Raw genomic sequence first — 25,883 nt, forward strand, 5'->3', positions numbered from 1 at the left:
GCGACGATGTGCGCATGACCGCACCCGCTGCAGGCGCAACGCGCGCGACCGCGTTGCGCCGGATGAAAACCATCGCTTTGGCGTTGCTGCTGCTGTCAGCGGCGTTGCTTGTGCTCTCCCACGCCATGGGGCGTCAAGGCATTTGGGGCTGGGTCGGAGCGTTCGCTGAGGCCTCGATGGTCGGCGCGCTCGCCGACTGGTTTGCCGTCGTCGCGCTGTTCCGGCACCCGCTCGGCTTGCCGATTCCCCATACGGCGATCATTCCGGCGAATCGGGCACGCATCGCCAGCGCCTTGGCGGATTTTGTCGGTCATCATTTCCTCGCGCCGAAACAAATCGTCGCCAAAGTCGAATCCTGGAATCCCGCTGTCAAATTAGGCGAGTTTTTGTCCGAGCGCCGGCAATTAGACGCCTTGTCGAAACAATTGCAGTCTTGGGCGCACGCCGCGCTGGGCGCGTTGGATGCGCCGGCGCTCGAACAAGAACTGCTGGCGATCACACGCGAGCAGTTGTCGAAATGGGATGCTTCGACGACAGCGGCACATTTGATGCGCAGCCTGACCGAAGGCAACCATCACCAACGGGTGTTGAACGCGGGACTGGTGCAAGTCGGGCGTTGGATCGATCAACCGGAGGTGCGGCAATACATCGGGCGGCAGTTGTCGGCCATGGCGCGCCGCGAATTCCCGAAATTGACTTGGTGGGTAGACAAAGTCCATTCCACCGATGAGATCGCCGACGCTTTGAGCGAAAAACTGGCAAACGCAATCATCGACGAACTCCAAGCGGTATTGAATGAGCCGACCCACCCACTGCGCGCGCGTTACGCGGCCGAGGCGACACGGTTGATGGAAGGGCTTGAGACCGACCCAGATCTGCAAGCCAAGGTGGCAGCCTTCAAGCAACAGTTACTGGATAGTGATTCGGTCAACACCTACGTCAGGCACCTCTGGCAACGGATGCGGGATTGGTTGAAGCAGGACTTGGCCTCAGAGCACTCGGTGGGAATGCGCCATTTCCGTGATTACGCCGCGCGAATCGGCGAAAAACTCAAGACGGATACGCGTTGGCAGAACCTTGCCAATGCACAATTGTTGATTGCAGCCGAACACATTGCCGGCGTGCTGCGGAATGTCGCCCCTGGTTACATCCATCAAACGGTCCTCTCTTGGGACACGCGTTTCTTGGTGGATGAAATCGAACAGAGTGTGGGCGTTGATCTGCAATATATTCGTTTCAACGGCACCCTGATCGGTGGATTGGTCGGCCTGCTGCTATACGGCGTGTTTCAACTTCCCCTTTTCCGCTGAGGCATTCAGATGCGCACTTTGTATATCGCCAACAAGAACTATTCCTCGTGGTCCCTACGCCCATGGATTTTGTTGCGGGTGTTGGGCATTCCGTTCGAGGAGCGTTTGGTGCCGTTCGGAAAGGATTACGGATTCTCGCCCTCCCATCGTGTGCCCTGCTTGGTGGAGGACGGCATCACTGTGTGGGACTCGTTGGCCATTGTCGAATTCATCGCCGAACATCACGCCGAGGTTTGGCCGGCGGATCGCGGCGCACGGGCATGGGCACGAAGCGCTTGTGCGGAGATGCATTCTGGATTTGCCCATCTGCGCGAGATTTGCGGCATGAATTGCGGCGTCCGCATGGCTCTGAACGAAATCCCGCCCGCGCTTCGTGCCGACATCGATCGCATTGAGTCGCTCTGGGCAGACGGTATAGCGCGCTTTGGCGGACCTTGGTTGGCGGGCGAGCATTTCACCGCGGTCGACGCGTTTTTTGCACCGGTGGTCTTTCGAATCCAAACGTACGGACTGGAAGTGAATCGCGGCACACGTGCCTACGTCGACCGCATGCTGCACTTGCATGAAATGCGCGAGTGGTATGAGGCAGGCCTTGCTGAAACCTGGCGCCACGACGGTCACGAAGTCGATCTCGCGAAGTACGGTCGCATCGTCGAGGATTTGCGCGCGGTGTAACCGAACGATGGAGTCCGGGTCGCTATCTGTTTCCTTACACGAAAGCGCGGCATTCACCGATGCGGCGGTTTGGGACGCGCTGTGTCCGGACGACAACCCGTTTGTCAGCTACGCTTTTCTCTCGACGTTAGAACGAACCGGCTGCATCCGCGCAGACTACGGCTGGCAGCCGGCGCACCTGGCGTTGAAAGAGAACGATGTGCTCGTCGGTGTGGCGCCCTGCTACGTGAAGCACAATTCGCATGGCGAGTTCGTGTTTGATCATGCGTGGGCTCATGCCTATGCACAACACGGCGTCGACTATTTCCCGAAGCTCTTGTGCGCTTCGCCCTACTCGCCGGTGACGGGGCCGCGCCTGCTGGCAAAAACCCCAATGCATCAAGGTGCATTGGCGAGGGCCTTGTCGTCGATGGCTGCGCGGCTGAACCTGTCTTCGGCGCATGTCAACTTTCACTCGGCTGAAGAATCTCCGATATTTGGAGCGGATTGGTTCCAACGAGAGGATGTGCAATACATTTGGCGAAATCGCTCGGGCTGGCAAACATTTGATGATTACTTGGCCGCGATGGACAGCAAGCATCGGAAAAACATCCGTCAGGAACGACGCAAACTGCACGACGCGGGCATTCGATTTAGTTGGATCCAAGGCGGCGATGCCACTGAGGTGGACTGCCGTTGCATGTTTGATCTCTACCTCGGCACATTCGCCATGTATGGCAACCACCCTGCCCTGACGCTTGAATTCTTTCACGAGATCGTTCGGGCGCTTCCTACGCAAACGGCGTTCTGCTTCGCATCGGACACGCGGCGCGACGTCATCGCGGGCGCGTTTTATTTTGAATCTTCAAGCACGCTGTTCGGCCGCTACTGGGGAAGCACGCAGGACCTGCCAGGACTTCATTTCGAAACCTGCTACTACCAAGGCCTCGAACATTGTCTGCGCACCGGCCGCGACACATTCGAGCCGGGTGCCGGCGGCGTGCACAAGATCTCGCGAGGCTTCCTGCCCGAAGTGACACGGTCCCATCATTGGATCAGGGATGAAGCCTTCCGCGCCGCGATTCGCGACTGGTGTGCGCAAGAGCGTGCCGGCACGCCGGCCTATATGGCCTCTTTGATGCAGCGATCACCTTTCAGGGCTTGAGTTTCCACGATTCCGGCTTTTCCGGCCAAAATATCGTATGTCTGACACGCTTCCGATCCTGGATAAACACTCGCCGGATTTCCCGGATGTGTCGCGCGCGCTGCGCGACCCGGACGGACTGCTTTGTGTTGGCGGGGACTTGTCGCCGGCACGCGTTTTGGATGCCTACAAACGCGGCATCTTCCCTTGGTTTTCACACGACGACCCCATTCTTTGGTGGTCGCCAGACCCGAGGACGGTGTTTCGCACTGACGGCGTCCATCTTTCCACAAAGTTTCGGCGCAAGCTTCGCAAGTCCGACTGGATCGTCAAGTTCGATCAGGATTTCGAAGCCGTCATCGAGACCTGTGCAACGATTCCGCGCCCGGGACAACGCGGCACTTGGATCGTGCCCGAAATGGTGCGTGCCTATACCTCGCTACATCGCCTCGGATTTGCCCACTCGGTGGAAGTTTTCTCCGGAACGGAGCGCGTCGGCGGTTTGTACGGGCTTGCCATCGGCCAGATGTTTTTCGGCGAGAGCATGTTCAGTCGCGTCGAAGGCGGCTCTAAAGTCGCATTGGCAGGCTTGGCCACGGCGCTCAACAGCGCCGGCTGGCCCTTGATCGATTGTCAGGTCGAGAATCCCCACTTGCTTCGCTTGGGCGCGAAACGCATGTCCCGGGAGCACTATGTGGCCGATCTGGAGGTGTTGTGTCGCCGTCCGGGCATTTTGGGAAGCTGGGCCAACCAAATGCCTACCATTCAGGCGAGTTCGTTGGTCGACATACCTTGAAGCCGGAATCGTGCGATAATTCCGCACTTTCCAATGCCCTCGGGCAAGAGTTATTGTTTTTATGGCGAAAGACGACGTCATCGAATTTGACGGAACCATTTCCGAAACGCTCCCGAACACCATGTTCCGCGTGAAGCTCGAAAATGGACACGAAATCATTGCGCACATTTCCGGGCGCATGCGCAAGAATTACATCCGGATCCTGACGGGTGACAAGGTCAAGGTCGAAATGACCCCCTACGACCTGACTAAAGGTCGCATCACCTATCGCATGAAATAATCACGCTACTGCGTTGATTGATAGAGAAAAGGCGACCCATGAGGTCGCCTTTTCCGGTTGAGACTTCAGCTCAAGTTTGATCGATGTCTGCGGTCACCGCCGACTTGGGCGCCGGTGTCTGCGGATCGAGGCTGAGCACCAAACCGTCGTCGTTGGCATCCAACGTGACCGATCCGCCGTCGATCAGCTGGCCGAAGAGCAATTCGTCCGCCAAGGGACGTTTGACCTTGTCTTGGATCAATCGCGCCATCGGGCGGGCGCCCATCAGTGGATCGAAGCCATTTTGCGCAAGCCAATCGCGAGCCGCCGGCGTCGAGGTAAACGCCACGTGCTTCTCCAGCAACAAGGCTTCCAGTTCGATGAGGAACTTGTCGACCACCCGCAAGATGTGATCGAAGCCCAGCGGCTGGAATTGCACCACAGCATCCAAGCGGTTGCGGAACTCGGGCGTGAAGCTCTTGCGCAGGACTTCCATCGCGTCGGTGCTGTGATCTTGACGGGTGAAGCCGATCGAACGACGTGCAGCCTGCGCTGCGCCGGCATTCGTGGTCATGACCAGAATCACGTTATGGAAATTGGCTTCACGACCATTGGTGTCGGTGAGCACACCGCGGTCCATCACCTGCAGCAGGATGTTGAAGATGTCCGGGTGGGCTTTCTCGATTTCATCCAACAACAAGACGCAATGCGGTGTCTTGACGATTTTTTCCGTCAATAGCCCGCCCTGATCGAAACCGACATAACCCGGAGGCGCACCGATCAAACGGCTGACCGAATGCGGTTCCATGTATTCGCTCATATCGAAGCGGACGAACTCGATCCCGAGTTGCTGCGCCAATTGCTTGGTCACCTCGGTTTTGCCCACACCGGTGGGCCCTGCAAACAAGAAGCTGCCGATGGGCTTTTCAGGATTACCCAAGCCCGAACGCGCCAACTTGATGGACGAGGCCAAGGTATCGATGGCGGCGTCTTGGCCGAAAATCACCATCTTCAAGTTGCGCTCCAAATGCTGCAGCACATCTTTGTCGCTGGTTGTGACTTGTTTTGCGGGAATGCGCGCCATCTTCGCCACAATGGTTTCGATTTCTTCGACGTCGATAGTCGCCTTGCGCTTGTCGGAAGCGAGCAAACGCTGGCGTGCACCCGCCTCGTCAATGACGTCAATGGCTTTGTCCGGCAACAGCCGGTCACTGATGTGTTTGACCGAGAGATCTACCGCAGCTTGAATCGAGTCGTCCGCATAGCTCACCCCGTGGTGAGCCTCGTATTTCGGACGCAATCCGCGCAAGATTTCCACCGCTTCCGAGACCGTCGGTTCAACGATGTCGATCTTTTGGAAGCGACGTGCCAGGGCGCGATCCTTCTCGAAAACGCCACGATATTCCTGATAAGTCGTGGACCCGATGCAGCGCAAGTCGCCGGAAGACAGCGCCGGCTTGATCAGATTGCTGGCGTCCATGGTGCCGCCCGACGAAGAGCCGGCGCCAATGATCGTGTGGATCTCGTCGATGAAAAGGATCGAGTTCGGTACTTTTTTCAGCGCCGACAACACCGCCTTCAAGCGTTTCTCGAAATCGCCGCGATACTTCGTACCCGCCACCAGACTGCCCAAATCCAGCGAGAAGATGATGGCGTCTTTCAGAACGTCGGGCACTTCGCCATCGACTATACGTTTGGCCAAGCCTTCGGCGATCGCCGTTTTACCTACACCCGCTTCGCCCACATACAACGGGTTGTTCTTACGGCGACGGCACAGGACTTGGATGGTACGTTCGACTTCATCCATTCGGCCCACCAAAGGATCGATGCGTCCTTCAGTGGCCGCTTGATTGAGATTCGTCGCGAATTCGCCAAGCGGGTCACGCTCTCCGGGTTCACCACTGCCCTCGCCTTCACCGGACTCGCCGCCGCCTTCCTGGGACTGCTCATCTTGCTTGGACATGCCGTGAGAGATGTAATTGACCACATCAAGCCGGGTTACACCCTGCTGCGCCAGCAAATAGACGGCGTGGGAATCTTTTTCGCCGAAGATCGCGACCAGCACATTCGCACCGGTGACCTCTTGCCGGCCGGAGGATTGCACGTGGTAAACCGCACGCTGCAATACGCGTTGGAACCCAAGCGTAGGTTTTGAATCGCGGCTGTCATCACCGGCAGGCATGACGTCCACCGAGTTTTGGATCGCGATGACCAACTGCGCACGCAGCTCTTCGACGTTTGCCTTGCACGCCGTCAGCACTTCGAGTGCGGCGGGATTGCTGAGCAACTCACGCAGCAAGTGCTCGACGGTGATCAGCTCATGCCGTTGTTGGCGCGCATTCCGGTAGCACTGCGCGATGGTTTGTTCAAAGTCTTTGGAGAACATATTTTGCCCCTAGAAGCGAATACCGGATGTTATGGGGATGACGCTACGCTTTTTCCACCCTCGACAACAAGGGATGCTGGTTTGCCTGGGCGTATTCGTTCACCTGCGCGACCTTGGTTTCGGCCACGTCGCGGGAATACAGCCCGCACACCGCCGAGCCCTCGGTATGCACGCGCAACATGACCTGCGTGGCGAGTTCGATATTCATGTTGAAGAACCGCATGAGGACGTCGATGACGAAGTCCATCGGTGTGAAGTCGTCGTTCATCATCAAGACGGCGAACCGGGGCGGCGGCGCAGTCTCAGGCTTGCCGGTCTGCACGGCGATTTCATGGTCGGATTGGCGTTCTGTAGGCATGCCCCAATTATAGAAAAAAGCAGGGAGACAAGCCCTGCCAAGCGTGGAACAATAATCCCTCCAAGTTCCACAAGGCAGTGCATGACATATCGCGAAGGTCGTTTCTGGCAACCCGACGTCACCGTCGCGACCATCGTCGAACGCGATGGGCAGTACTTGATGGTGGAAGAAATGGCATCCGGGCGCTGTGTCATCAATCAACCTGCGGGGCATTTGGAGCCCGACGAAAGCTTGTGTGACGCGGCATTGCGCGAGACCCGCGAAGAGACCGGCTGGGATGTTCGCCTAACCGGTTTCGTGGGCGCCTATCAATGGAAGGCCACTGAAACCGGACGCCATTATTTGCGCTTCGCCTTTTTGGCGGAACCCGTTGCGCTGGTCGAATCACGCACACTCGATAAAGGGATTGTGCGTGCGACATGGATGAGCCCGGAGCAACTTCAGGCTGAAATGCCGCGGCACCGTAGCCCGTTGGTTCAGAAGGTCATCGATGATGCGAGGGCCGGTCGCGTCCTGCCGCTCGACATGCTGGTGTTTGTGCCATGAGCGGATCCGACGTCATTGTCGGCGTCTCAGGCGGTGTGGACTCCTCGGTTGCCGCGCTGCTCTTGCAGCGACAAGGCGTTTCGGTCGCCGGACTGTTCATGCAGAACTGGGCCGATGACGGCAGCGGATTGTGTCGCGCGGAAGACGACCGAAAAGACGCGGTCGCTGTCTGCGGTCGATTGGGCATTCCCATTCACTTCCGGGATTTCTCCAACGAGTACATGGAAGGCGTGTTCAAGCACTTCCTGTCGGAATATGCCGCCGGCCGAACCCCTAACCCGGATGTGCTGTGCAACCGCGAAGTGAAGTTCAAACATTTTCTGGACGCGGCGTTGGCCTTGGGGGCCTCTCGCATTGCCACCGGCCACTATGCCCGGGTGGTCCGCAACAACGGCCGGGCGCGGCTCGCGCGTGCCACGGATGCCAGCAAGGACCAATCCTATTTTTTGCATCAGTTGGGTGAGGCGCAATTGGATGCAACGCTCTTCCCATTGGGCGAGATCGAAAAAACTGAAGTCCGCGAGCTTGCCCGCGAAGCGGGATTGCCGACCGCCGCCAAAAAAGACTCCACGGGTATTTGCTTTATTGGTGAGCGCGATTTCCGTGACTTTCTATCCACCTATTTGCCCATGCAAGACGGGGAGATCAAAGATCCGTCCGGTGTCACGCTTGGCACACATCACGGTGTGTACTTCCATACCTTGGGACAACGCGGTGGCCTCCAGCTTGGCGGCGTCCGCGGTCGCGATCAGGCGCCTTGGTATGTCGTCGGCAAGGACGTGGCACGCAACATCCTCGTGGTGGATCAAGGCCACGATTCGAAGTGGATGATGAGCAACGTCGTTGATACGGAAACCATGCATTGGATTGCCGGTGCGGCGCCAGCAACGACGTTCGAGTGCTTGGCGCAAACACGCTACCGCCAAGCCCCCCAAGCCTGCCGCGTTCAAGTGAACGACGATGGCACCGTGTGTGCGCGCTTCTTCGAACCGCAACGCGCCGTAACGCCGGGACAATCGTTGGTTCTGTACGACAACGATATTTGTCTTGGGGGTGCCGTCATCGCGCGGATCGATGCGCCCGTTCCGGATGCGTTGGCAGTGTGACGGGTATCCTTGAGCGCAGTTTTTCAATTCAATTGGAGCGTTTCGCGGCATGAGCATGGATTCACGCGTTCTGGCATTGGGTGGCTTGGCACAGGCGGTGCAGATCGTGCGCAAAATCGCCGACACGGGTCACTCCGATCACGCTGCCATGCGGACCTTGATGGGCAGCGTTTTTGCCATCGACGCGGCGAATGTCGAGTCCGTTTACGGCAATCGGCATGAGATACGACCCGGTTTGACCCGATTGCGTCAGCAACTCAGTGAAGGCAATACCGATCCGAATTTCACTCGCTTGGCCATGGCAGTGATGGCGCTTGAGCGGACGTTTTCACGCAACCACGCCGTGATGGAAGATGTCCGTGAGGCCATCTTGGCGGTACCGCGACCGGCCAACGCCGAGGGATATGCGTCGCCCGAAGTGATCAAGGCTTTCGCCAGCATCTACGCCACCCATATCAGCCCGCTCAAGCCGCGCGTGATGGTGCAAGGCAATCCGCACTACTTGGCGCAAGACCACGTCGTCGATGAAATCCGCGCGATCCTGCTCGCGGCCTTGCGCTCTGCCGTTCTGTGGCGGCAGTTGGGTGGGTCGACGCTGGATTTCCTGTTCAAACGCCCGGCAATGGCCGCGGCTATTGCGGAAAAGCTCTGATCCTACCCGCACGATGTAAAAAAAAGCCCGCCTTAAAGGCGGGCTTTTTTGCATCAGGCGGCTTTGACGCCGTCTGCGATAGCGCGGTATTCGGGCATCTGATCGAAGTTCATGTAACGGTAGATGGTGTCACCGCTTTCATTCACGACGCCGATGTCCGCCAGGTATTCGGCGCGGGTGGGAATGCGACCCAGGCGTGAACAAATGGCGGCGAGTTCCGCAGAACCCAGATAGACATTGCTGTTCTTGCCCAGTCGGTTCGGGAAGTTGCGGGTGCTGGTGGACATCACTGTGGCACCTTCGCGCACCTGTGCTTGGTTGCCCATGCACAAGGAGCAGCCGGGCATTTCCATGCGGGCACCGGCGGCACCGAAGGTACCGTAGTGGCCTTCATCGGTGAGCTGCTGGGCGTCCATTTTGGTCGGCGGCGCAACCCACAAACGAGTCGGGATATCACGCTTGCCTTCCAACAACTTCGCGGCGGCACGGAAATGGCCGATGTTGGTCATGCACGAACCGATGAACACTTCATCGATATTTGCGCCCGCCACATCGGACAGTGTTTTTGCATCATCCGGATCGTTCGGGCAGCAGACGATCGGCTCGACGATCTCATCCAAGTTGATCTCGATGGTCGCGGCGTATTCGGCATCACGGTCGGCTTCAAGCAATTGCGGGTTGTCGACCCACTGCTGCATTTTGTCGATGCGACGTTGCAAGGAACGTGCGTCCGAATAGCCTTCAGCGATCATCCACTTCAGCAGCGTGATGTTGCTGTTGAGGTATTCAATGATCGGTGCTTGATCCAACTTCACGGTACACGCAGCAGCGGAACGTTCCGCGGATGCGTCAGCCAATTCAAACGCTTGCTCGATCTTCAAGGTCGGCAGACCTTCGATTTCCAGAATGCGGCCGGAGAAGATGTTTTTCTTGCCTTGCTTTTCCACCGTCAACAGACCTTGCTTGATGGCGTAGAGCGGAATGGCATGCACGAGGTCACGCAGCGTGACGCCCGGTTGCATTTTGCCCGTGAAGCGGACCAACACAGACTCGGGCATATCCAAAGGCATCACACCCGTCGCCGCCGCGAAGGCAACCAAGCCCGAACCGGCGGGGAACGAAATGCCCACCGGGAAACGGGTATGCGAGTCACCGCCGGTGCCGACGGTGTCCGGCAGCAACATGCGGTTCAACCAGCTATGGATGATGCCGTCGCCCGGGCGCAACGAAATGCCGCCGCGCGTGCTGATGAAGTCCGGCAGCGTGTGGTGCGTTTTGACATCGACGGGCTTCGGATAAGCCGCTGTATGGCAGAACGACTGCATGACGAGATCGGCCGAGAAGCCGAGGCAGGCCAAATCTTTCAATTCATCACGGGTCATCGGACCGGTGGTGTCTTGCGAACCGACCGACGTCATACGCGGTTCGCAATAGGTACCCGGGCGAACACCCGTGCCTTCCGGCAGACCGCAGGCGCGACCGACCATCTTCTGCGCCAACGTGAAGCCCTTGCCCGAATCGGCTTGTGCTTGCGGCAGGCGGAAGAGCGTTGAAGCCGGCAAACCCAAGGCTTCCCGTGCTTTGGCGGTGAGGCCGCGACCGATAATCAACGGAATGCGTCCGCCGGCCCGCACTTCGTCGAACAGGACGTCGCTCTTGACCTGGAATTCGGCAATGACATTGCCGTCCTTCAAAGCCTTGCCTTCGTACGGTCGAAGTTCGATCACATCACCGAGGTTCATGTTCGACACGTCGAGTTCGATCGGCAAGGCGCCGGCGTCTTCCATCGTGTTGTAGAAAATCGGTGCGATCTTCGAGCCCAGGCACACGCCGCCGAACCGCTTGTTCGGAATGAAAGGAATGTCTTCGCCCGTCCACCACAGCACCGAGTTGGTCGCGGACTTGCGTGAGGAACCCGTACCGACCACGTCACCGACGTAGGCGACCAAATGACCTTTTTCCTTCAGTTCCTGGATCAACGCAATCGGGCCGCGTTTGCCGTCTTCTTCGGGTACAAAAGGCGCGTTTTCGCGCTTGTTTTTGAGCATGGCAAGGGCATGCAACGGGATGTCGGGGCGCGTGGTGGCATCGGGCGCAGGCGACAAATCGTCGGTGTTGGTTTCACCCGGCACCTTGAAAACCGTGACCGTCATCGATTCAGGCACTTCCGGCTTGCTGGTGAACCATTCCGCATCCGCCCAGCTTTGCATCACGGCTTTGGCATGGGCGTTGCCCGCCTCGGCTTTGACTTGCACGTCATGGAACGCGTCAAACATCAGCAAGGTGTGCTTGAGCGCATTCGCGGCGGTTTCGCCGACTTCGGCATCATCGAGGAGTTCGATGAGCGGATGGATGTTGTATCCGCCGAGCATCGTGCCCAACAGTTCGGTAGCGCGGGTACGGGAAATCAACGGCGTGCTTTCGCTGCCGTGCGCGATCGCCGCCAAGTAGGATGCTTTCACTTTCGCCGCGTCGTCAACACCTGCAGGCACACGATGGGTAATGAGTTCGACCAGCGCCTCACCCTCGCCCGCCGGCGAATTTTTGATGAGCTCGACCAATTCCGCGGTCTGTTGGGCTGTCAAAGGCAGCGGCGGGATACCGAGCGCTGCGCGTTCGGCGACGTGTTGACGATAGGAGCTGAGCATAGACTTTCCCTGCGTAATTGCCCCGCGAAAAGCGCGGCTGGCCAGCCGCCGATTGTAGCTGAATACGCACTTTCAAGCAAGTCGCGCGACCTCATAAATCCCTTGAAAAACAAGGTCAAACGCGCTTCTCACACTTCCTGTATGGGCGCGGGTTCATACTCGGCTTTTGACTTGGGAGCCCTTTGGATGGACAGCTTCAAGACGCAAACCCACCTGGAAGTGAACGGCAAGAAATACGCCTATCACAGCTTGCCGAAACTCGGCGAACGGTTTGACATCGCCCGGCTCCCCTATGCGATGAAGATCCTTCTCGAGAATCTGCTGCGACATGAGGATGGTGGCGTCACTGTCGGCCCCGAACACATCGAGGCGGTGGCCAAGTGGGTGCCGTCCAAAGAGCCCGACACGGAAATCGCTTTCATGCCCGCCCGTGTTGTCCTGCAAGACTTCACCGGCGTCCCCTGTGTGGTGGATCTTGCCGCGATGCGCGATGCCGTGACCAAACTCGGCGGCCGGCCCGAACAAATCAATCCGCAAATTCCCTCCGAATTGGTGATTGACCACTCGGTGCAGGTGGACGTTTACGGTCGCGCCGATGCCTTGGATTTGAACGCCAAGATCGAGTTCGACCGCAACAAAGAGCGATACAGCTTCCTGCGCTGGGGCCAAAAAGCGTTTACCGACTTCAAGGTGGTTCCCCCGGCGACGGGAATCGTCCACCAAGTCAATCTGGAACATCTGGCACGTGTGGTGATGGCCCGCGACATCGATAGTGAGTTGCACGCATTCCCGGACACGGTGTACGGCACTGACAGTCACACCACCATGATCAACGGGATCGGCGTGTTGGGCTGGGGTGTCGGCGGCATCGAGGCGGAAGCGGCCATGTTGGGGCAGCCGTCATCCATGCTGATTCCACAAGTCGTGGGCTTCAAGTTGACGGGCAAGTTGCCGGAAGGCGCCACCGCCCCCGACCTCGTCCTAACCGTCACGCAAATGCTGCGCGCACATGGTGTCGTCGGCAAGTTTGTCGAGTTTTTCGGCGATGGCCTGCAGCATCTTCCGCTTGCGGATCGCGCGACCATTGCCAACATGGCACCGGAATACGGCGCCACTTGCGGCATCTTCCCCATTGATGCGGAAGCACTGAGCTACTTGCGTCTTTCCGGACGCGACGAAGCGCACATCGCTTTGGTCGAGGCTTACGCGAAAGCACAAGGCATGTGGCACAACGCGGACTCGCCGCAAGCGGAATACAGCAGTACCTTGATGCTCGACATGGCAACGGTGCTCCCCTCACTGGCCGGCCCGAAGCGCCCGCAAGACCGTGTTCTGCTTAGCGACCTGAAAACCAACTACAACGAATGCGTGGGCCCGCTGACCGAGCATCGCAAAGTCACCAACTCGGCCATCAAGCGAATGGACGCCGAGGGTGGCGATCAACCGCAGGCAGAGCGACTCGCGGCGAAACCCATTTCCCGAATCCAACTCACGGATGGCGAACACGAATTGAAAGACGGTTCGGTGGTGATCGCGGCCATCACCTCATGCACCAATACGTCGAACCCTGCCGTGATGTTGGGTGCTGGCCTGCTCGCGCGAAATGCGGCTGCCAAAGGGCTGAAGGCGGCGCCTTGGGTGAAGACTTCACTTGGCCCGGGTTCGCTGGTTGTGACCGATTACTTGCGCAAGGCAGGTGTACTGGACGATCTGGAAAAACTCGGTTTCTTTGTGGTCGGCTATGGCTGCACGACCTGCATCGGCAACTCGGGGCCGCTGCCCCAGGCCGTCAGCGCGGGTATCGCCGAGAATGATTTGGTGGTGGCGTCGGTGTTGTCGGGCAACCGCAACTTCGAAGGGCGCGTGCACCCCGAGGTGAAGATGAACTACCTGGCCTCGCCGCCACTGGTGGTTGCGTTTGCCATTGCCGGAACTGTCGATATCGACTTGAGCACCGAGCCGCTTGGCCACGGAAGCGATGGAAAGCCGGTGTATCTGCGCGACATCTGGCCGAGCAACAAGGAAATCGGCGATGTCATCGCGGCAACCATCGGTCCTGAAATGTTCAAGCAGAACTACGCCGATGTCTTCAAAGGGGATAGCCGTTGGAATGAAGTCGCGTCGCCGGCAGGCGGAATTTTCGCTTGGGACGACAGTTCAACCTACATCAAGAATCCGCCCTACTTCGACGGCATGACCATGGAAGTCGGCACCATTGATGATTTGGCCGGCGCACGCGTCATGGGCATTTTTGGTGATTCAATCACCACCGACCACATTTCACCCGCGGGCAATATCAAGAAAGATTCACCTGCCGGGCAATTCCTGATCGCGCGCGGTGTGCAACCTGCGGACTTCAACAGCTACGGCTCACGCCGCGGCAACGACGACGTGATGGTCCGCGGCACATTTGCCAACATCCGTATCAAGAATTTGATGATGGGCGGCGAAGAAGGCGGAAACACCCTGTATTTCGGCGCAAATCAAGCCGTCGGTGAAAAGCTGCCGATCTACGATGCGGCAATGAAGTACAAGGCTGACAACGTGCCTTTGGTGGTTTTTGCCGGAAAGGAATACGGCACAGGCTCTTCGCGTGACTGGGCCGCCAAAGGGACCAACTTGCTCGGCATCAAAGCAGTGATCGCCGAATCGTTCGAACGCATCCATCGCTCGAATTTGGTTGGCATGGGTGTATTGCCCTTGCAATTCAAAGCGGGTGAAAACGCACAGAGCCTGGGGCTCGATGGCAGTGAGACGATCGACATCTCGGGCTTGAAGAACGGCGAATCGAATACGGCCACCGTTACCGCCACGCGAGCCGATGGCAGCCGGAAGTCTTTCGACGTCTCGGTGTTGCTGCTGACGCCGAAGGAAGTCGAGTACTTCAAGAACGGCGGGTTGCTTCAATACGTTTTGCGTCAACTCGCATCGAAATCCGTCTGATTGCATCGAAGAATCAAGTCGAAAACGGCGCATCCGGGTGCGCCGTTTTCATATGCGGCAACGCACCATCGGCATCGCTTGCCGGAACCGCGCGAGCGTGGTCAAATCAATGAATCGTTGTTGAACGCACACTCTACGCAGGTGAATTGATGAGCATTGATCGTCCTTGGTTGCAGAACTATCCGGCGGACGTTCCGCACACGATCGATCCGGATAAGTACAGCTCGATCAATGAGATGGTCAACGCCGCCATTGCCAAGCACGGCGACAAGGAATGCTTCGAGTGCATGGGCAAAAGCCTCACCTACGCGGAGTTCGATCGCGAAGCGGACAAATTTGCTGCGTTCCTGCAAAAGACCCTGGGATTGAAGAAAGGGGATCGGGTGGCGGTCATGATGCCGAACTGTCTCCAACAACCGATTGCCACTTTCGGGATCCTGCGTGCGGGTTTGACCGTGGTCAATGTCAATCCGCTGTACACGGCGCGCGAGCTCGAACATCAGATGAAGGATTCCGGCGCGGCCGCCATTGTCGTTGTCGACAATTTCGGTGCCGTCGTTTCCGAGGTGTTGGCAAACACTGCCATCAAGCACGTCATCACCACGGGCTTGGGCGATTTGCTCGGTTTCAAGGGTTTGATCGTCAATTTCGTGGTGAAGCACGTTAAGAAGATGGTGCCTGCCTTCCGCATTCCGGAGGCCATCCGCTTCAAAGATGCATTGGCAAAAGGTGCGGGGCAGTCGGTCGATCCGGTGCCGGTCGTCAACACGGACTTGGCCTTTCTTCAATACACCGGTGGCACCACCGGCGTCGCCAAGGGGGCAATGCTGACGCATCGCAACTTGATTTCCAACATGCTGCAGGCGGGCGCCTGGGTCGCGCCGTATGCCGAAGTGGGCAAGGAAATCATCATCACGGCATTGCCGCTGTATCACATCTTCGCGTTGACCGCGAACGGACTGGTGTTCTTCGAACTCGGTTCGAAGAACGTCTTGATCACCAATCCGCGAGACATGCCGGGCTTCGTCAAGGAATTGAAGAAGCACAAGTTCACCGCCCTCACAGGTGTGAACACGCTGTTCAACGGACTGCTCAATGCCAAGGATTTCGACACCGTCGACTTCTCGCACCTGCATTTGACCTTGGGCGGCGGTATGGCCGTGCAACGCAGTGTGGCCGAACGTTGGAAACAGCTCACCGGCTGCACGCTGGCCGAGGCTTATGGACTGACCGAAACCTCGCCCGCCGTCTGCATCAATCCCTTGGACCTCAAGGAGTACAGCGGCTCGATTGGTCTGCCGGTACCTTCAACCGACATCTGCATCAAGGATGACGACGGCAACGTGCTGCCCAACGACGGCGTGGCCGTTGGCGAGCTGTGCGTCAAAGGGCCCCAAGTCATGGCCGGTTACTGGCAGCGCCAAGACGAGACCGACAAAGTCATGGACGCGGATGGCTGGCTGCACACGGGCGATATCGCCCGTATCGAATCCAGTGGCTATGCGTACATCGTCGACCGCAAGAAGGACATGATCCTGGTGTCTGGCTTCAATGTGTATCCGAACGAGATCGAAGACGTTCTGGCGGCGATGCCCGGTATTGCCGAAGTCGCGGCCGTTGGCGCGCCGGATGAACGCTCAGGCGAAACCGTCAAGGTGGTCATCGTCAAAAAGGATCCGTCGCTGACCGCGGAGGACGTCAAAGCCTTCGCGAAAGACAAGCTGACCGGCTACAAGCGTCCGCACATTGTCGAGTTCCGCGACGAACTGCCGAAGACCAACGTGGGCAAGATTCTGCGCCGGGAGCTGCGCTGATCAATGCCTGACGCGCCCGATGGCACTGTGGTTCAGTGCTCCGGGCGCATATACGGGAACAGCAACACGTCCCGGATCGACGCGCGATCGGTCAACAACATCACCAGTCGGTCGATACCGATACCGAGACCGCCAGTCGGCGGCAAGCCGACTTCCAATGCGCGGATATAGTCCGCATCGAAATGCATCGCCTCATCGTCACCCGCGTCTTTGGCTTCGACCTGTGACTTGAATCGCGCGGCCTGGTCTTCCGGGTCATTGAGTTCGGAAAAGCCGTTGGCGATTTCTTTGCCGCCGATGAACAACTCGAACCGATCGGTGATGCCCGCTTCGGTATCGGATTCGCGAGCGAGCGGTGACACTTCCACCGGATAATGGGTGATGAAGGTCGGTTGGATCAATCCGCCTTCCACGGTCTTCTCAAAAATTTCCAGCAGCAGCTTGCCCCAGCCATGGCCCGGTTTCACGCCAACTTTGAGGCGGGCGCAGTGCGCCGCCAATGCGTCGCGGTCGCGGCAATCCTCAACGCTGATTTCGGGATTCAATTCACGAACCGCTTCTTCCAATTTCCAACGGCGGAAAGGTTTGCCAAGATCAATCTCGCGGCCTTCCCAAGTCATGTTGGCGGTGCCCATGGCGTCGTTCGCGGCATGACGAATCAGGGCTTCGGTCAGATCCATCACCTCTTCGTAGCCCACATAGGCTTCGTAGAGTTCGAGCATGGTGAATTCGGGATTGTGTCGGGTGCTGACACCTTCGTTGCGGAAGTTCCGATTGATTTCGTACACCCGGTCGAAGCCACCCACCACCAAGCGCTTCAAATAAAGCTCGGGTGCCACGCGCAGGAACAAATCGAGATCCAGTGCGTTGTGGTGCGTGGTAAACGGCTTCGCCGTCGCGCCGCCGGCAATGTAATGCATCATCGGCGTTTCGACTTCCAGAAAACGACGCTCATCGAGCCAGCGACGCATCGACGCAATGATGCGCGAACGCGCGACGAACACATCACGCGATTCCGGAGTGACAATCAGATCCACATAGCGTTGACGATAGCGCTGCTCGACATCCGCCAGGCCATGCCACTTGTCGGGCAACGGACGAAGGGATTTGGTCAAGAGGCGCAGCGATTCGATCTTCACCGACAGCTCACCGGTCTTGGTACGCATCAACGTCCCCTGCCCTGCAATGATGTCGCCGACATCCCAGGTCTTGAACGCGTCGTACGTATCGCCCAGGGTCGAGGACTGCAAGAACAATTGAATGCGCCCCGTGACGTCTTGAATCTGGGCGAATGCCGCTTTGCCCATGACACGCTTGGCCATCATGCGTCCGGCGATGGCGACTTTGCGGCCCGTGGCTTCCAGCGCTTCACCCGTCCACTTTTCAGCGTCCGCATATTCGGACTGCAGATCACCGGCGTGTTCTTGACGACGGAAATCGTTCGGATAGGCAATGCCCTGACCGCGCAAGAGATTCAACTTGCCGCGACGCTCTGCGATCAGTGCGTTTTCGTCGAGGTGCTGTTCGGGTGTTTCGTTCATGTTTGGCTTTCCAACGCGATGTTTCGGGGCTCGACGATCCAATCAGACCATATCCGAGCGTTTGGCGCCGGCATCCAGACCCGACTTCAAGCTCGCTTCGACGAATTCGTCCAAATCGCCGTCCAACACCTTTTGCGTATCCGTTCTTTCAACGCCGGTACGCAGGTCTTTGATGCGTGATTGATCGAGCACGTAGTTGCGGATTTGGCTACCCCAGCCCACATCGGACTTGGTGGCTTCCAACGCATCGCGCTCGGCATTGCGCTTCTGCATTTCCAGTTCGTACAACTTCGCGGCCAGCATCTTCATTGCGCGATCGCGGTTGGCGTGCTGACTGCGCTCGGTTTGACATGCGACCACGGTGTTGGTCGGAATGTGCGTGATCCGCACTGCTGACTCGGTTTTGTTCACGTGCTGACCACCGGCACCGGAAGAGCGGTAAACGTCGGTGCGCAAATCGGCCGGATTGATGTCAATCTCGAAGGAATCGTCCACTTCCGGCGAGACGAACACGCTGGTGAAGCTGGTATGTCGACGGTTGTCAGAATCGAACGGCGATTTCCGCACCAGGCGGTGGACACCGATTTCAGTTTTCAACCAACCGTAGGCAAAGTCACCTTCAACACGGAACGTGGCCGACTTGATGCCCGCGACGTCGCCGCCGCTGACTTCCAACAACTCAGTTTTCCAACCGCGCGACTCGGCCCAACGCAAGTACATGCGCAACAGGATTTCCGCCCAATCCTGCGCTTCGGTACCGCCGGCCCCCGCTTGGATATCGACGAAGGCGTTGGTGGAATCCATCTTGCCGGAAAACATCCGTTGGAACTCGAGCTGTTCAACGCCTTTCTCAAAGCGATTGACGTCGTCCACGACAGCCAAGGCGGTGTCTTCGTCGGCTTCCATTTCGGCCAAGTCGAGCAGTTCGCCCGCGCCGCCCAACCCTTCTTTCAGGTCGCGAAGGCCGTTGACGGTTTTGTCGAGTTGGGAACGCTCGCGTCCGAGCGCTTGCGCGCGCTCCGCGTCATTCCAAACGTCGGGGTTCTCCAGTTCGCGTTCTACTTCTTCCAGGCGTTCACGCTTGGCATCGTAGTCAAAGAAACCCCCGGAGCGCATCAAGGCGATCAATGAGATCGCCGATGCGGGCTCGGATGGGATTGAGTTCGATCATGGTGTCGGATCAGGGTAAATGACCCGCGATTCTATCATTTTCGCGTCTCGGACTGGCTGCCAAACAGGCCCTTCCAGCCGCTGGAAGGCTTGGAAACCGCGTACCAATCAACCTTGCGCGTGAGGGTCATGATGGCCGCGAGCAGAACGAACAAGAGCGCCGAGCCCATGATCAAGGCGTTGTCTTCGGAGATCAGGACGCCATACAAGACACCGTACAGGGCGGCCAAGAGCGCACTGAAGCCGAAGGCGGCTTTCCAACTGCCTAGGACGCCGGCCAAATACCAGGAAATCAAGCCGACACAGGCGATCGCCGCGACGAGATACGACAATCCGAAAGTCACGTGCTCACCGAAAGACAGCAACAGCAGGAAGAAGATCGCCATCGCAAGTCCCACCAACAAATATTGGATGGGGTGAATTGGCGCACGTTTCATGAATTCGAACAGGAAGAAGCCTGCGAACGTGACCGCCAAAAACAACAGGCCGTACTTCACAGCGCGTGCCGTGCTCGCATAGGCGTCCACCGGGTCGATGAAGACCACGCTGATGCGTCCCGGAACGTCGGTCTCAATATTGGACGAATCCGGAAGGTCGGGACGCTGCGACACGGACTTGCCAAGAATGAAGGGATCCTGTGCGTTTACCGACAATGCGCTGACACGCCAATGTGCGGCGAATCCTTTGGCGACCCTGTCCTGTTCGGGCGAGGCGCCGACAAACTTCGGGGCGTTCCAATCGGAGGGCAGATCAATCCGGTTATCGTCGCCCAAGGGCAACACGGAGAAGCTTTGCGTGCCGCGAAGGGCAATCGTCAGCGCCGCATCAAACGTCAAGTGATCGCCCGGCTTCGGTGCCGCCATCGTGATGTGAATACCGTTGCCCGAACGGAAGCCCGCTCCCGGACGCACCACGGTGGACACACCGTTGATGGTGAGGGACGGCACGCCTTGAAGCCCTTGTGGATCGCTGAGCTCGTAGCTCAACCACGGTTTCGAGAAAGTGCGCTGAACGCTGGCATCATCGGCCGCAAGTTGTGTGTTGAATTGCGCGGTGGCGTGACCCTTCCACTCATAAACGCGAACTTTGTGCATTCCGCGCGCACGCTCTCCGGTCGGTAGCGATCCGGAGACGGTCAGACGTGTGGGAAAAATGTATTGGCGCTTGTCGGTCCGAATCTGCTTGAGAACGGACTTGCCGTTTTGATCTGTCTCTGTGACCACGCGAGTTTCCACATAAGGCAGAACCAACACGGGACCGGCAAAGGTCTGCGCATTGCCGACATTGGCAGCGATGTCCTGGATCGCCTGCGCACGATAATCCTGACGATCACGCACCACATCGCCGATCAACGCCAGCGCAATCACGATCACTATCGTGACAAAGAAAATCATCACCGCTTTCAAAAACAGCTGCATCGCACCACTCCATCCCGGGACTGACGCCACCATCGCGCAAGGACGTGCGCCGGGCATGTCGGCTATGTGTGGTGAATGTGAAGTGTCAGCAGCTCAGGGTGAGCGTGGCACGTGCGCCGTTTGAGGTGTTCACCAAATCGGCGTGCCCGCCGTGAAGCGACGCAATCGCCGCAACGAATGAAAGCCCGATCCCGCTACTCCGACTGCCGCCGGCCTGACGGGGCAAAGAGTAAAAGCGTTCGAACACGCGCGGCAACGCATAGTCGGGAATCCCCTGGCCTTCATCGTCAATGCAGACCCGAACCGATTCGCCTTCTGCAAACACCGCGCAGCGAACGATTCCGCCCGCCGGCGAGAACTCGATGGCGTTATCAAGGAGATTGACCAGCGCCTGCCTAAGCAAGAAGGCATCGCCCGTCACCGATAAAGGATCCCCAGGCACGACATCCACACGCACGTTGCTTGCCAGAGCTTTGGCTTCCAAACTCCCGATGGCGTCGAGAAGAATGGCGCGCAGATCCACCATTTGGGGGTTTTCCAACTGACGACGATGCTCGACCGAAGCCAGCGCGAGCAATTGGTCGACCATTTCGGCCATTCGGGCACTCTGGGTTTGCACGTGCCCGACGAACTTCCTGCGCTCCGCCGTACTCAGCTCCCCTTCGAGGATTTCCGCCGCGGCCTTCATCGATGCCAGCGGGCTTTTCAGCTCATGGGTCAAGGTATGCACGTACTCTTCGACATATTGCTTGCCTTCCAGTCGCTCCCGCATGACCTCGAGCGCGTGCCCCAGCTCGCCGAACTCGGCGGCCGCACGTGGCGCGGGCACATTCTCACCGGCCGTCACCGCCTGTGCGTAAGCACGCAAGACGCCCAGCTGGCGCGACAACCACCAAGCCATCGCCACGCCGATGAGCAGCGCCGTACCGAGCAACACCAATCCCCAAGTCAATATCACGTTGCGGCTGGCCGTAATGAAGGGCTGAAGCACACGATTGGGCTTCCCCACACTCAACACGCCGATCAGCCGGCCGTCGTGCGTGATCGGGGCAGCAACCCACATCACGGTTGACGCAGGGTCGTCCGCCTGTTCGCGTGTGGAGCGTGCCCCGTACTTGCCCTGAAGGGTTCTTGCGACATCGTTCCAGCGCGAATTGTCACGCCCCATGTCCTTGCCTTGCGAATCAAACAGCACGATGCCTTTGGCATCCGTCACTATGACCCGGTATGCAACGCCTTGCTTTTCGTACCCCCAGATATCGGCACCGACGCGACGATCGGACAGCGCGCGAAGGTGCGTTGCGAATCCCCCTTGGGCAATACGGCCCGCATACAGATCATCGGACGCGAGCTCGGCCAGGGTATTTGCTGTGTCGGCCAGCGTGTCTTCCGCTGTTTGGCGGACTGCGGGCTTCACCTGCTCCAAAAACACCTGTCCGAGCATGAAAGCCGCAAGCGCCAAAATGACGAAATAGCCGAGCAGGACGCGCCAGGCGATTTTCACTGGTGAATATCCAAGGAGTATCCCAATCCGCGGTGGGTACGGATCGGGACCCGTTCCGGCGCGATGGCAGCCAATTTGGCGCGCAATGTTTTGATGTGGGTGTCCACCGTGCGATCGCTGCTCTCCAACGCCTCGGACCAAACGCGATCCATCAGCGCAGAACGCGTCAGCACCGCGCCAGGTCGCGCGAGCAAGGCCGCGAGCAACCCGTATTCGTAACGTGTCAGATCGAGAAGCTTCCCGTGGTAATGGATCCGCAATCCCGCAGCATCATGGTCGAAATGCCCGCTGCCGGCGACGGGCAATGATTGCGGCGCAGACTGCGCAACACGACGCAGAATGACTTTCGCACGGGTCGCCACTTCGCGCGGAGAAAACGGCTTGCAGATGTAATCATCGGCACCGATTTCCAAACCGACAATGCGATCGAGCTCTTCCCCCCGTGCGGTCAAAAAAATGACCGGCACTTGGCTCTGCTTGCGCAGCTCTCTACACACGCTGAATCCGTCCATATCGGGTAAGCCGATATCCAAGATCACGAGGTCAATGGCCTCGCGTTCTATCGCGACCAGCGCTTCGCGACCGAGGCCGGTATGCAAGGATTGGAAACCTTCCGCGCGAAGCGCAAAGGCGACCGAATCGGCGATTGCGGTTTCATCTTCAACGAGCAGGATGGTCGGCATGTGGGCATCCTATGCGTTGCGGGTTGTACCGCCGATGAAACCGCGTTCGTGTGCTGGGACTCATTCGACGACGAACTCTCCCACGGCGATCGTTTCTTTCTTGTCTTTCAGCCGTAGCGTGACACGTTGGTCTTTTTGCGCCGATGTGCCATATCCGGTCGAAAACACCAACATTAACGTGGTTTCGCCCGCCAACACCTGATGGCGATCACCGAAGTAATTGGCCTCGATTTTGTAGCGGCCTTTTTTCGGTACGCGCAAAACAAACTCCTCAGGTCCGTAGCCGCCGGTGAAATCTCGCGAAATCCGCCCACCCTGGTAGGACGCTGTGTGACCGTAGTAGACACGCTCGCCGTTCGGATCAGTCACCCACAGATCCATGTCGCTGTTGTCGGCATCCCAGCTCAACACCGTCCGCAAACCGACGGGATAGTGCTTGATCAAGCGTTGGTCGAAGTCGGTGATCCGGACTTTATCGGCGTGCTTGTTGATGAGCGCATTCAATTCGACCAACGAAATCAAATCGATATCGGAAAAACGCGAATCCCACTGCCCGCTTGCCACCGCGTAAAAGGCGTCGGCTGCCGCTTGATAGTGGCCGGTAGCCTGCAAGGCCAATGCCAGATCGCGATGGCTTTGCGGCTCGTCGGGCGCCAACTCCAATACACGCTTGAGCAAGGGCAACGCCTCATCCCATGCGCCGAGTTCCTCCAAGCGATAGGCCAAAAGCCTCAGCAAGTGTCGATCTTCGATCTGAAGTTCGGCCAGATTGCTCAATACCCGTTGTGCCAGGAGCGGCTCGCCACGCTCGCGCATCACCTCCGCAGCATCCATATAAAACGCCGGGCTTGAGCGCATCGCCTTCCGCGCGTCCAAATACGTTGCATACAATTCGGAAGCCGGTGCCGCACGCAATCGTTTGGCTTCCGGTGCATCGGATTTCCATGCTTGGATACGGATGGTCGCCGTCGGCTGCGACGCCACTATGCCCGCGGCATCGCGCGCTGCAGCGGCCGCCGGACGCGCGCGTGACTGCGCCATCATTGCGCGCTCACCGTCGGCTTCCGAAGCCCTTTCCATCGCGACTCGCGACGGCTCCGGGGGCGACGGCGGTGCCGACATCACCATCGGTGCCATGGCATCAACGGCGACCACGCTGCGATCGGGTGCAATATCCGGCGCATCTTTGGGAAATTTCTTTGCCCACCATTGCCCGCGCTCGTCATAGCGTTCGGCCAAGTCATCCAGTTTGGCCTTCGTTTTGATACGGGCATCCAATGCTTTTTCAGCCTTCAACGCCGTCCACTGCGCCAACAGGGTCGCAGGTGGCGGTATGTCGAAATTGGCATAGTCAGCCACTGAATCCAACACAATAAGCGAGCTTTCCGAATTCGGAATGCCGAAACGCTTACCAAGTTCTTGCAACTCGGTGCGATGCATGGCCCGATTTGCCTCGAGTCCCGCCATCTTCAGGCGTGCCCACGTGTAGGCGGCCATGCGCCCCTCTTTCGCCTCGCCTGCCAAGGGCACAGCGGTGGTGAAAGCACCGCGCGCGTCGTGCCAATGAACTGTGGCAATGGCATCGTTTGACTCGCGCTGCACTGCGAAACGAATACGACCGTCCGCGTCCGCAAACGGCGATTCCAGCACCGCGTCCGTGCCACCCGGCACCATCACGCGGTCAACCACCGCCGGCGTGCTGAACATGTCGTCTACTCGTGGCAGCGATGCCGTGCCATCTAGCATGAACAGCTGTCCGCGATGACGCGCTGTCCATGCGCGCAATGCCGGCGCATCAGCAGCCCCGTTCGCCCACGCATCGAGACGTGCAGGCAACGTCGGCACGGCATCCACACCAAGATTGAACAAGCCGTCCCCGACGTACAGATAACGGTCCGCGCCGACAACCGGTCGAATCGCAGAGGCACGTGTGGCCCCGTCATAGGGCAATGCCCGAATGGCCGCTTGGAGCGCCGCACTATCGCCGTCGCGTATTTCAAACACCCTTGGTGCATCTACGCGATTGCGCAAGACTTGCAGGCTGACGCGCACATTGCCCGCCTTGGCAAGCAATCGCTCGAGGGCGGCCAATTCCAGATCATGGTCACGCCCCAAACCGGAAAGCGATGCATCCCAAATCAGCGCGAGATGGCGAAACCGGCTTGCGGCGGGTGTGGCATCGGCCAACGGCAAGTCCACCAAGGCAAAATCCCCTTGCGGTGCACGTTGGACCAAGACCGATGGCGACTCACCGGCCTGCCATTCAAGACGAAGCTGACCGGAACGATCCAGATCACGCGCATCCAGAACCGTCCAAGTCCGCTGATCTTTGGCTGACCACGCCATTCGGCGGCCCACGTTTGCCATGTGTGCACGTTCTGCACCTTCAACACTCAGCGGAATACGTTGCACGCTGCGCGCGAAATCCAGCATCAAAGGCAACGAATAGCGGTTGTCTTCCCGCTTGAGCGACTGCGCGACCCATAGGCGCACGCGACGCGTGCCATTGGCGGGAATGGGATACACACGCAAGTTGTAATGATTCCCGGCGGTTTGCTCAAGCAATGCCGGGTCAACGTTCCGCCGTTCGATCGATTCGAAAACGGCGCGCCCCTTGGCTTTCGGCACCGGCACGGCTTCGCGCATCTCGCCATTGATATCCAGCGCGAATCCCACCACCTGTTGGCCGTCGGCCAAAGGAAAATCCAACTGACCCTCCAACACGCGGGCATTCGGATTCTGAAAAACCAGGTCGTAACGTATCCACGCTTCATTGCCCGCGGTGGTCACGGTGACTTCCGCGGAAGACAGCGCTACCGGCGCCGCGGCGTTGACGTGCATGATGGGACGGATTTGCAAATCGTTTTGGGCAAAACCCGCCTGCATGAAGACGCCCATGGCGACCGTCAACATGAGGCGTACGGCAATTCGGTGCTTTCGCATGATCAGAC

19 protein-coding genes are annotated in these 25,883 nt (G+C 58.5%); 10 read left to right on the forward strand and 9 right to left on the reverse strand.

The genetic code is table 11. The features are described 5' to 3' along the window. Positions 1-14 precede the first annotated feature (14 nt). From H8L67_RS05845 to infA, 5 genes are all read left to right on the forward strand, one after another. Entirely contained in the window at positions 15-1,310 is a 1,296-nt protein-coding gene (locus H8L67_RS05845; protein ID WP_220378932.1) for a DUF445 domain-containing protein, read from the forward strand. A 9-nt stretch (positions 1,311-1,319) separates the two neighbouring features. Next, the gene (locus tag H8L67_RS05850; RefSeq protein WP_220378933.1) at positions 1,320-1,985 is read left to right on the forward strand and encodes a glutathione S-transferase family protein; all 666 of its coding nucleotides are present in this window, start codon (positions 1,320-1,322) and stop codon (positions 1,983-1,985) included. 7 nt (positions 1,986-1,992) lie between these two features. Beyond that, complete coding sequence (locus H8L67_RS05855) at positions 1,993-3,129, forward strand: GNAT family N-acetyltransferase (RefSeq protein WP_220380757.1); 1,137 nt, start codon at positions 1,993-1,995, stop codon at positions 3,127-3,129. Positions 3,130-3,166: 37 nt separating this feature from the next. After that, the gene (gene aat / locus H8L67_RS05860; protein ID WP_220378934.1) at positions 3,167-3,904 is read left to right on the forward strand and encodes a leucyl/phenylalanyl-tRNA--protein transferase; all 738 of its coding nucleotides are present in this window, start codon (positions 3,167-3,169) and stop codon (positions 3,902-3,904) included. Positions 3,905-3,965: 61 nt separating this feature from the next. Beyond that, on the forward strand, positions 3,966-4,184 hold the full coding sequence (gene infA / locus H8L67_RS05865) for a translation initiation factor IF-1 (protein WP_166296743.1): 219 nt from the start codon (positions 3,966-3,968) through the stop codon (positions 4,182-4,184). 70 nt (positions 4,185-4,254) lie between these two features. Here infA and clpA read toward each other — a convergent pair whose 3' ends face one another. Both clpA and clpS read right to left on the reverse strand, forming a co-directional pair. Next, the gene (gene clpA, locus H8L67_RS05870) at positions 4,255-6,549 is read right to left on the reverse strand and encodes an ATP-dependent Clp protease ATP-binding subunit ClpA (protein ID WP_220378935.1); all 2,295 of its coding nucleotides are present in this window, start codon (positions 6,547-6,549) and stop codon (positions 4,255-4,257) included. A 43-nt stretch (positions 6,550-6,592) separates the two neighbouring features. Beyond that, positions 6,593-6,907: an ATP-dependent Clp protease adapter ClpS gene (gene clpS, locus H8L67_RS05875; protein WP_220378936.1), complete on the reverse strand. Its 315-nt coding sequence runs from the start codon at positions 6,905-6,907 to the stop codon at positions 6,593-6,595. 81 nt (positions 6,908-6,988) lie between these two features. Here clpS and H8L67_RS05880 point away from each other — a divergent pair, with 81 nt between their 5' ends. From H8L67_RS05880 to hflD, 3 genes are read left to right on the forward strand one after another with little or no spacing between them, the layout of a single operon-like run. Beyond that, a complete protein-coding gene (locus tag H8L67_RS05880) occupies positions 6,989-7,453 on the forward strand; it encodes an NUDIX hydrolase (RefSeq protein ID WP_220378937.1) in 465 nt (154 codons plus the stop codon). After that, positions 7,450-8,559, forward strand: coding sequence for a tRNA 2-thiouridine(34) synthase MnmA (gene mnmA / locus H8L67_RS05885; RefSeq protein ID WP_220378938.1), 1,110 nt, complete (start codon positions 7,450-7,452; stop codon positions 8,557-8,559). Before H8L67_RS05880 ends, mnmA begins: the two co-directional genes overlap by 4 nt. 49 nt (positions 8,560-8,608) lie before the next feature. Beyond that, positions 8,609-9,211 carry a high frequency lysogenization protein HflD gene (gene hflD, locus H8L67_RS05890; protein WP_255555844.1) on the forward strand — a complete coding sequence of 201 codons (603 nt, stop codon included), beginning with the start codon at positions 8,609-8,611 and terminating at the stop codon, positions 9,209-9,211. Positions 9,212-9,264: 53 nt separating this feature from the next. On the opposite strand, the gene acnB is transcribed toward hflD, so the two are convergent. Then, complete coding sequence (acnB, locus tag H8L67_RS05895; protein ID WP_220378939.1) at positions 9,265-11,859, reverse strand: bifunctional aconitate hydratase 2/2-methylisocitrate dehydratase; 2,595 nt, start codon at positions 11,857-11,859, stop codon at positions 9,265-9,267. A gap of 186 nt (positions 11,860-12,045) precedes the next feature. Between acnB and acnA the strand changes: the two genes are divergently transcribed. Together acnA and H8L67_RS05905 are read left to right on the forward strand one after the other, a co-directional pair. Beyond that, complete coding sequence (gene acnA / locus H8L67_RS05900; protein ID WP_220378940.1) at positions 12,046-14,802, forward strand: aconitate hydratase AcnA; 2,757 nt, start codon at positions 12,046-12,048, stop codon at positions 14,800-14,802. A 149-nt stretch (positions 14,803-14,951) separates the two neighbouring features. Further along, positions 14,952-16,616 (forward strand): AMP-binding protein, encoded by a 1,665-nt coding sequence (locus H8L67_RS05905; protein ID WP_220378941.1) that lies wholly within the window; start codon positions 14,952-14,954, stop codon positions 16,614-16,616. A gap of 32 nt (positions 16,617-16,648) precedes the next feature. Here H8L67_RS05905 and lysS read toward each other — a convergent pair whose 3' ends face one another. The 6 genes from lysS to H8L67_RS05935 form a co-directional block, all read right to left on the reverse strand. After that, the gene (lysS, locus tag H8L67_RS05910; protein WP_220378942.1) at positions 16,649-18,157 is read right to left on the reverse strand and encodes a lysine--tRNA ligase; all 1,509 of its coding nucleotides are present in this window, start codon (positions 18,155-18,157) and stop codon (positions 16,649-16,651) included. A 42-nt stretch (positions 18,158-18,199) separates the two neighbouring features. Beyond that, positions 18,200-19,328 (reverse strand): peptide chain release factor 2 gene (gene prfB / locus H8L67_RS05915; protein WP_220378943.1). Its coding sequence is split into 2 segments (ribosomal slippage): positions 18,200-19,252 and positions 19,254-19,328, totalling 1,128 coding nucleotides; the frame shifts between segments, so codons are not numbered across the junction. A gap of 34 nt (positions 19,329-19,362) precedes the next feature. Further along, positions 19,363-20,745 carry a cell envelope integrity protein CreD gene (gene creD / locus H8L67_RS05920; protein ID WP_220378944.1) on the reverse strand — a complete coding sequence of 461 codons (1,383 nt, stop codon included), beginning with the start codon at positions 20,743-20,745 and terminating at the stop codon, positions 19,363-19,365. Between the two features lie 85 nt (positions 20,746-20,830). Next, positions 20,831-22,249, reverse strand: coding sequence for a two-component system sensor histidine kinase CreC (gene creC, locus H8L67_RS05925; RefSeq protein WP_220378945.1), 1,419 nt, complete (start codon positions 22,247-22,249; stop codon positions 20,831-20,833). Further along, on the reverse strand, positions 22,246-22,932 hold the full coding sequence (gene creB / locus H8L67_RS05930) for a two-component system response regulator CreB (RefSeq protein ID WP_220378946.1): 687 nt from the start codon (positions 22,930-22,932) through the stop codon (positions 22,246-22,248). Before creB ends, creC begins: the two co-directional genes overlap by 4 nt. Before the next feature lie 60 nt (positions 22,933-22,992). Continuing rightward, positions 22,993-25,875, reverse strand: coding sequence for a DUF2135 domain-containing protein (locus tag H8L67_RS05935; RefSeq protein ID WP_220378947.1), 2,883 nt, complete (start codon positions 25,873-25,875; stop codon positions 22,993-22,995). Between the last annotated feature and the right edge of the window lie 8 nt (positions 25,876-25,883).

The sequence above is a fragment of the Lysobacter soyae genome, from assembly GCF_019551435.1.
Classification (GTDB): Bacteria; Pseudomonadota; Gammaproteobacteria; order Xanthomonadales; family Xanthomonadaceae; genus Solilutibacter; species Solilutibacter soyae.

Bases quoted from the DNA above. Each gene is read 5' to 3' on its own strand.
- acnB (WP_220378939.1), bottom strand. From the start codon at position 11,859: ATGCTCAGCTCCTATCGTCAACACGTCGCCGAACGCGCAGCGCTCGGT.
- lysS (WP_220378942.1), bottom strand. From the start codon at position 18,157: ATGAACGAAACACCCGAACAGCACCTCGACGAAAACGCACTGATCGCA.
- mnmA (WP_220378938.1), top strand. From the start codon at position 7,450: ATGAGCGGATCCGACGTCATTGTCGGCGTCTCAGGCGGTGTGGACTCC.
- H8L67_RS05905 (WP_220378941.1), top strand. From the start codon at position 14,952: ATGAGCATTGATCGTCCTTGGTTGCAGAACTATCCGGCGGACGTTCCG.
- H8L67_RS05845 (WP_220378932.1), top strand. From the start codon at position 15: ATGACCGCACCCGCTGCAGGCGCAACGCGCGCGACCGCGTTGCGCCGG.
- H8L67_RS05935 (WP_220378947.1), bottom strand. From the start codon at position 25,875: ATGCGAAAGCACCGAATTGCCGTACGCCTCATGTTGACGGTCGCCATG.
- infA (WP_166296743.1), top strand. From the start codon at position 3,966: ATGGCGAAAGACGACGTCATCGAATTTGACGGAACCATTTCCGAAACG.
- hflD (WP_255555844.1), top strand. From the start codon at position 8,609: ATGAGCATGGATTCACGCGTTCTGGCATTGGGTGGCTTGGCACAGGCG.
- H8L67_RS05855 (WP_220380757.1), top strand. From the start codon at position 1,993: ATGGAGTCCGGGTCGCTATCTGTTTCCTTACACGAAAGCGCGGCATTC.
- clpS (WP_220378936.1), bottom strand. From the start codon at position 6,907: ATGCCTACAGAACGCCAATCCGACCATGAAATCGCCGTGCAGACCGGC.
- creD (WP_220378944.1), bottom strand. From the start codon at position 20,745: ATGCAGCTGTTTTTGAAAGCGGTGATGATTTTCTTTGTCACGATAGTG.
- H8L67_RS05850 (WP_220378933.1), top strand. From the start codon at position 1,320: ATGCGCACTTTGTATATCGCCAACAAGAACTATTCCTCGTGGTCCCTA.
- H8L67_RS05880 (WP_220378937.1), top strand. From the start codon at position 6,989: ATGACATATCGCGAAGGTCGTTTCTGGCAACCCGACGTCACCGTCGCG.
- clpA (WP_220378935.1), bottom strand. From the start codon at position 6,549: ATGTTCTCCAAAGACTTTGAACAAACCATCGCGCAGTGCTACCGGAAT.
- acnA (WP_220378940.1), top strand. From the start codon at position 12,046: ATGGACAGCTTCAAGACGCAAACCCACCTGGAAGTGAACGGCAAGAAA.
- creB (WP_220378946.1), bottom strand. From the start codon at position 22,932: ATGCCGACCATCCTGCTCGTTGAAGATGAAACCGCAATCGCCGATTCG.
- aat (WP_220378934.1), top strand. From the start codon at position 3,167: ATGTCTGACACGCTTCCGATCCTGGATAAACACTCGCCGGATTTCCCG.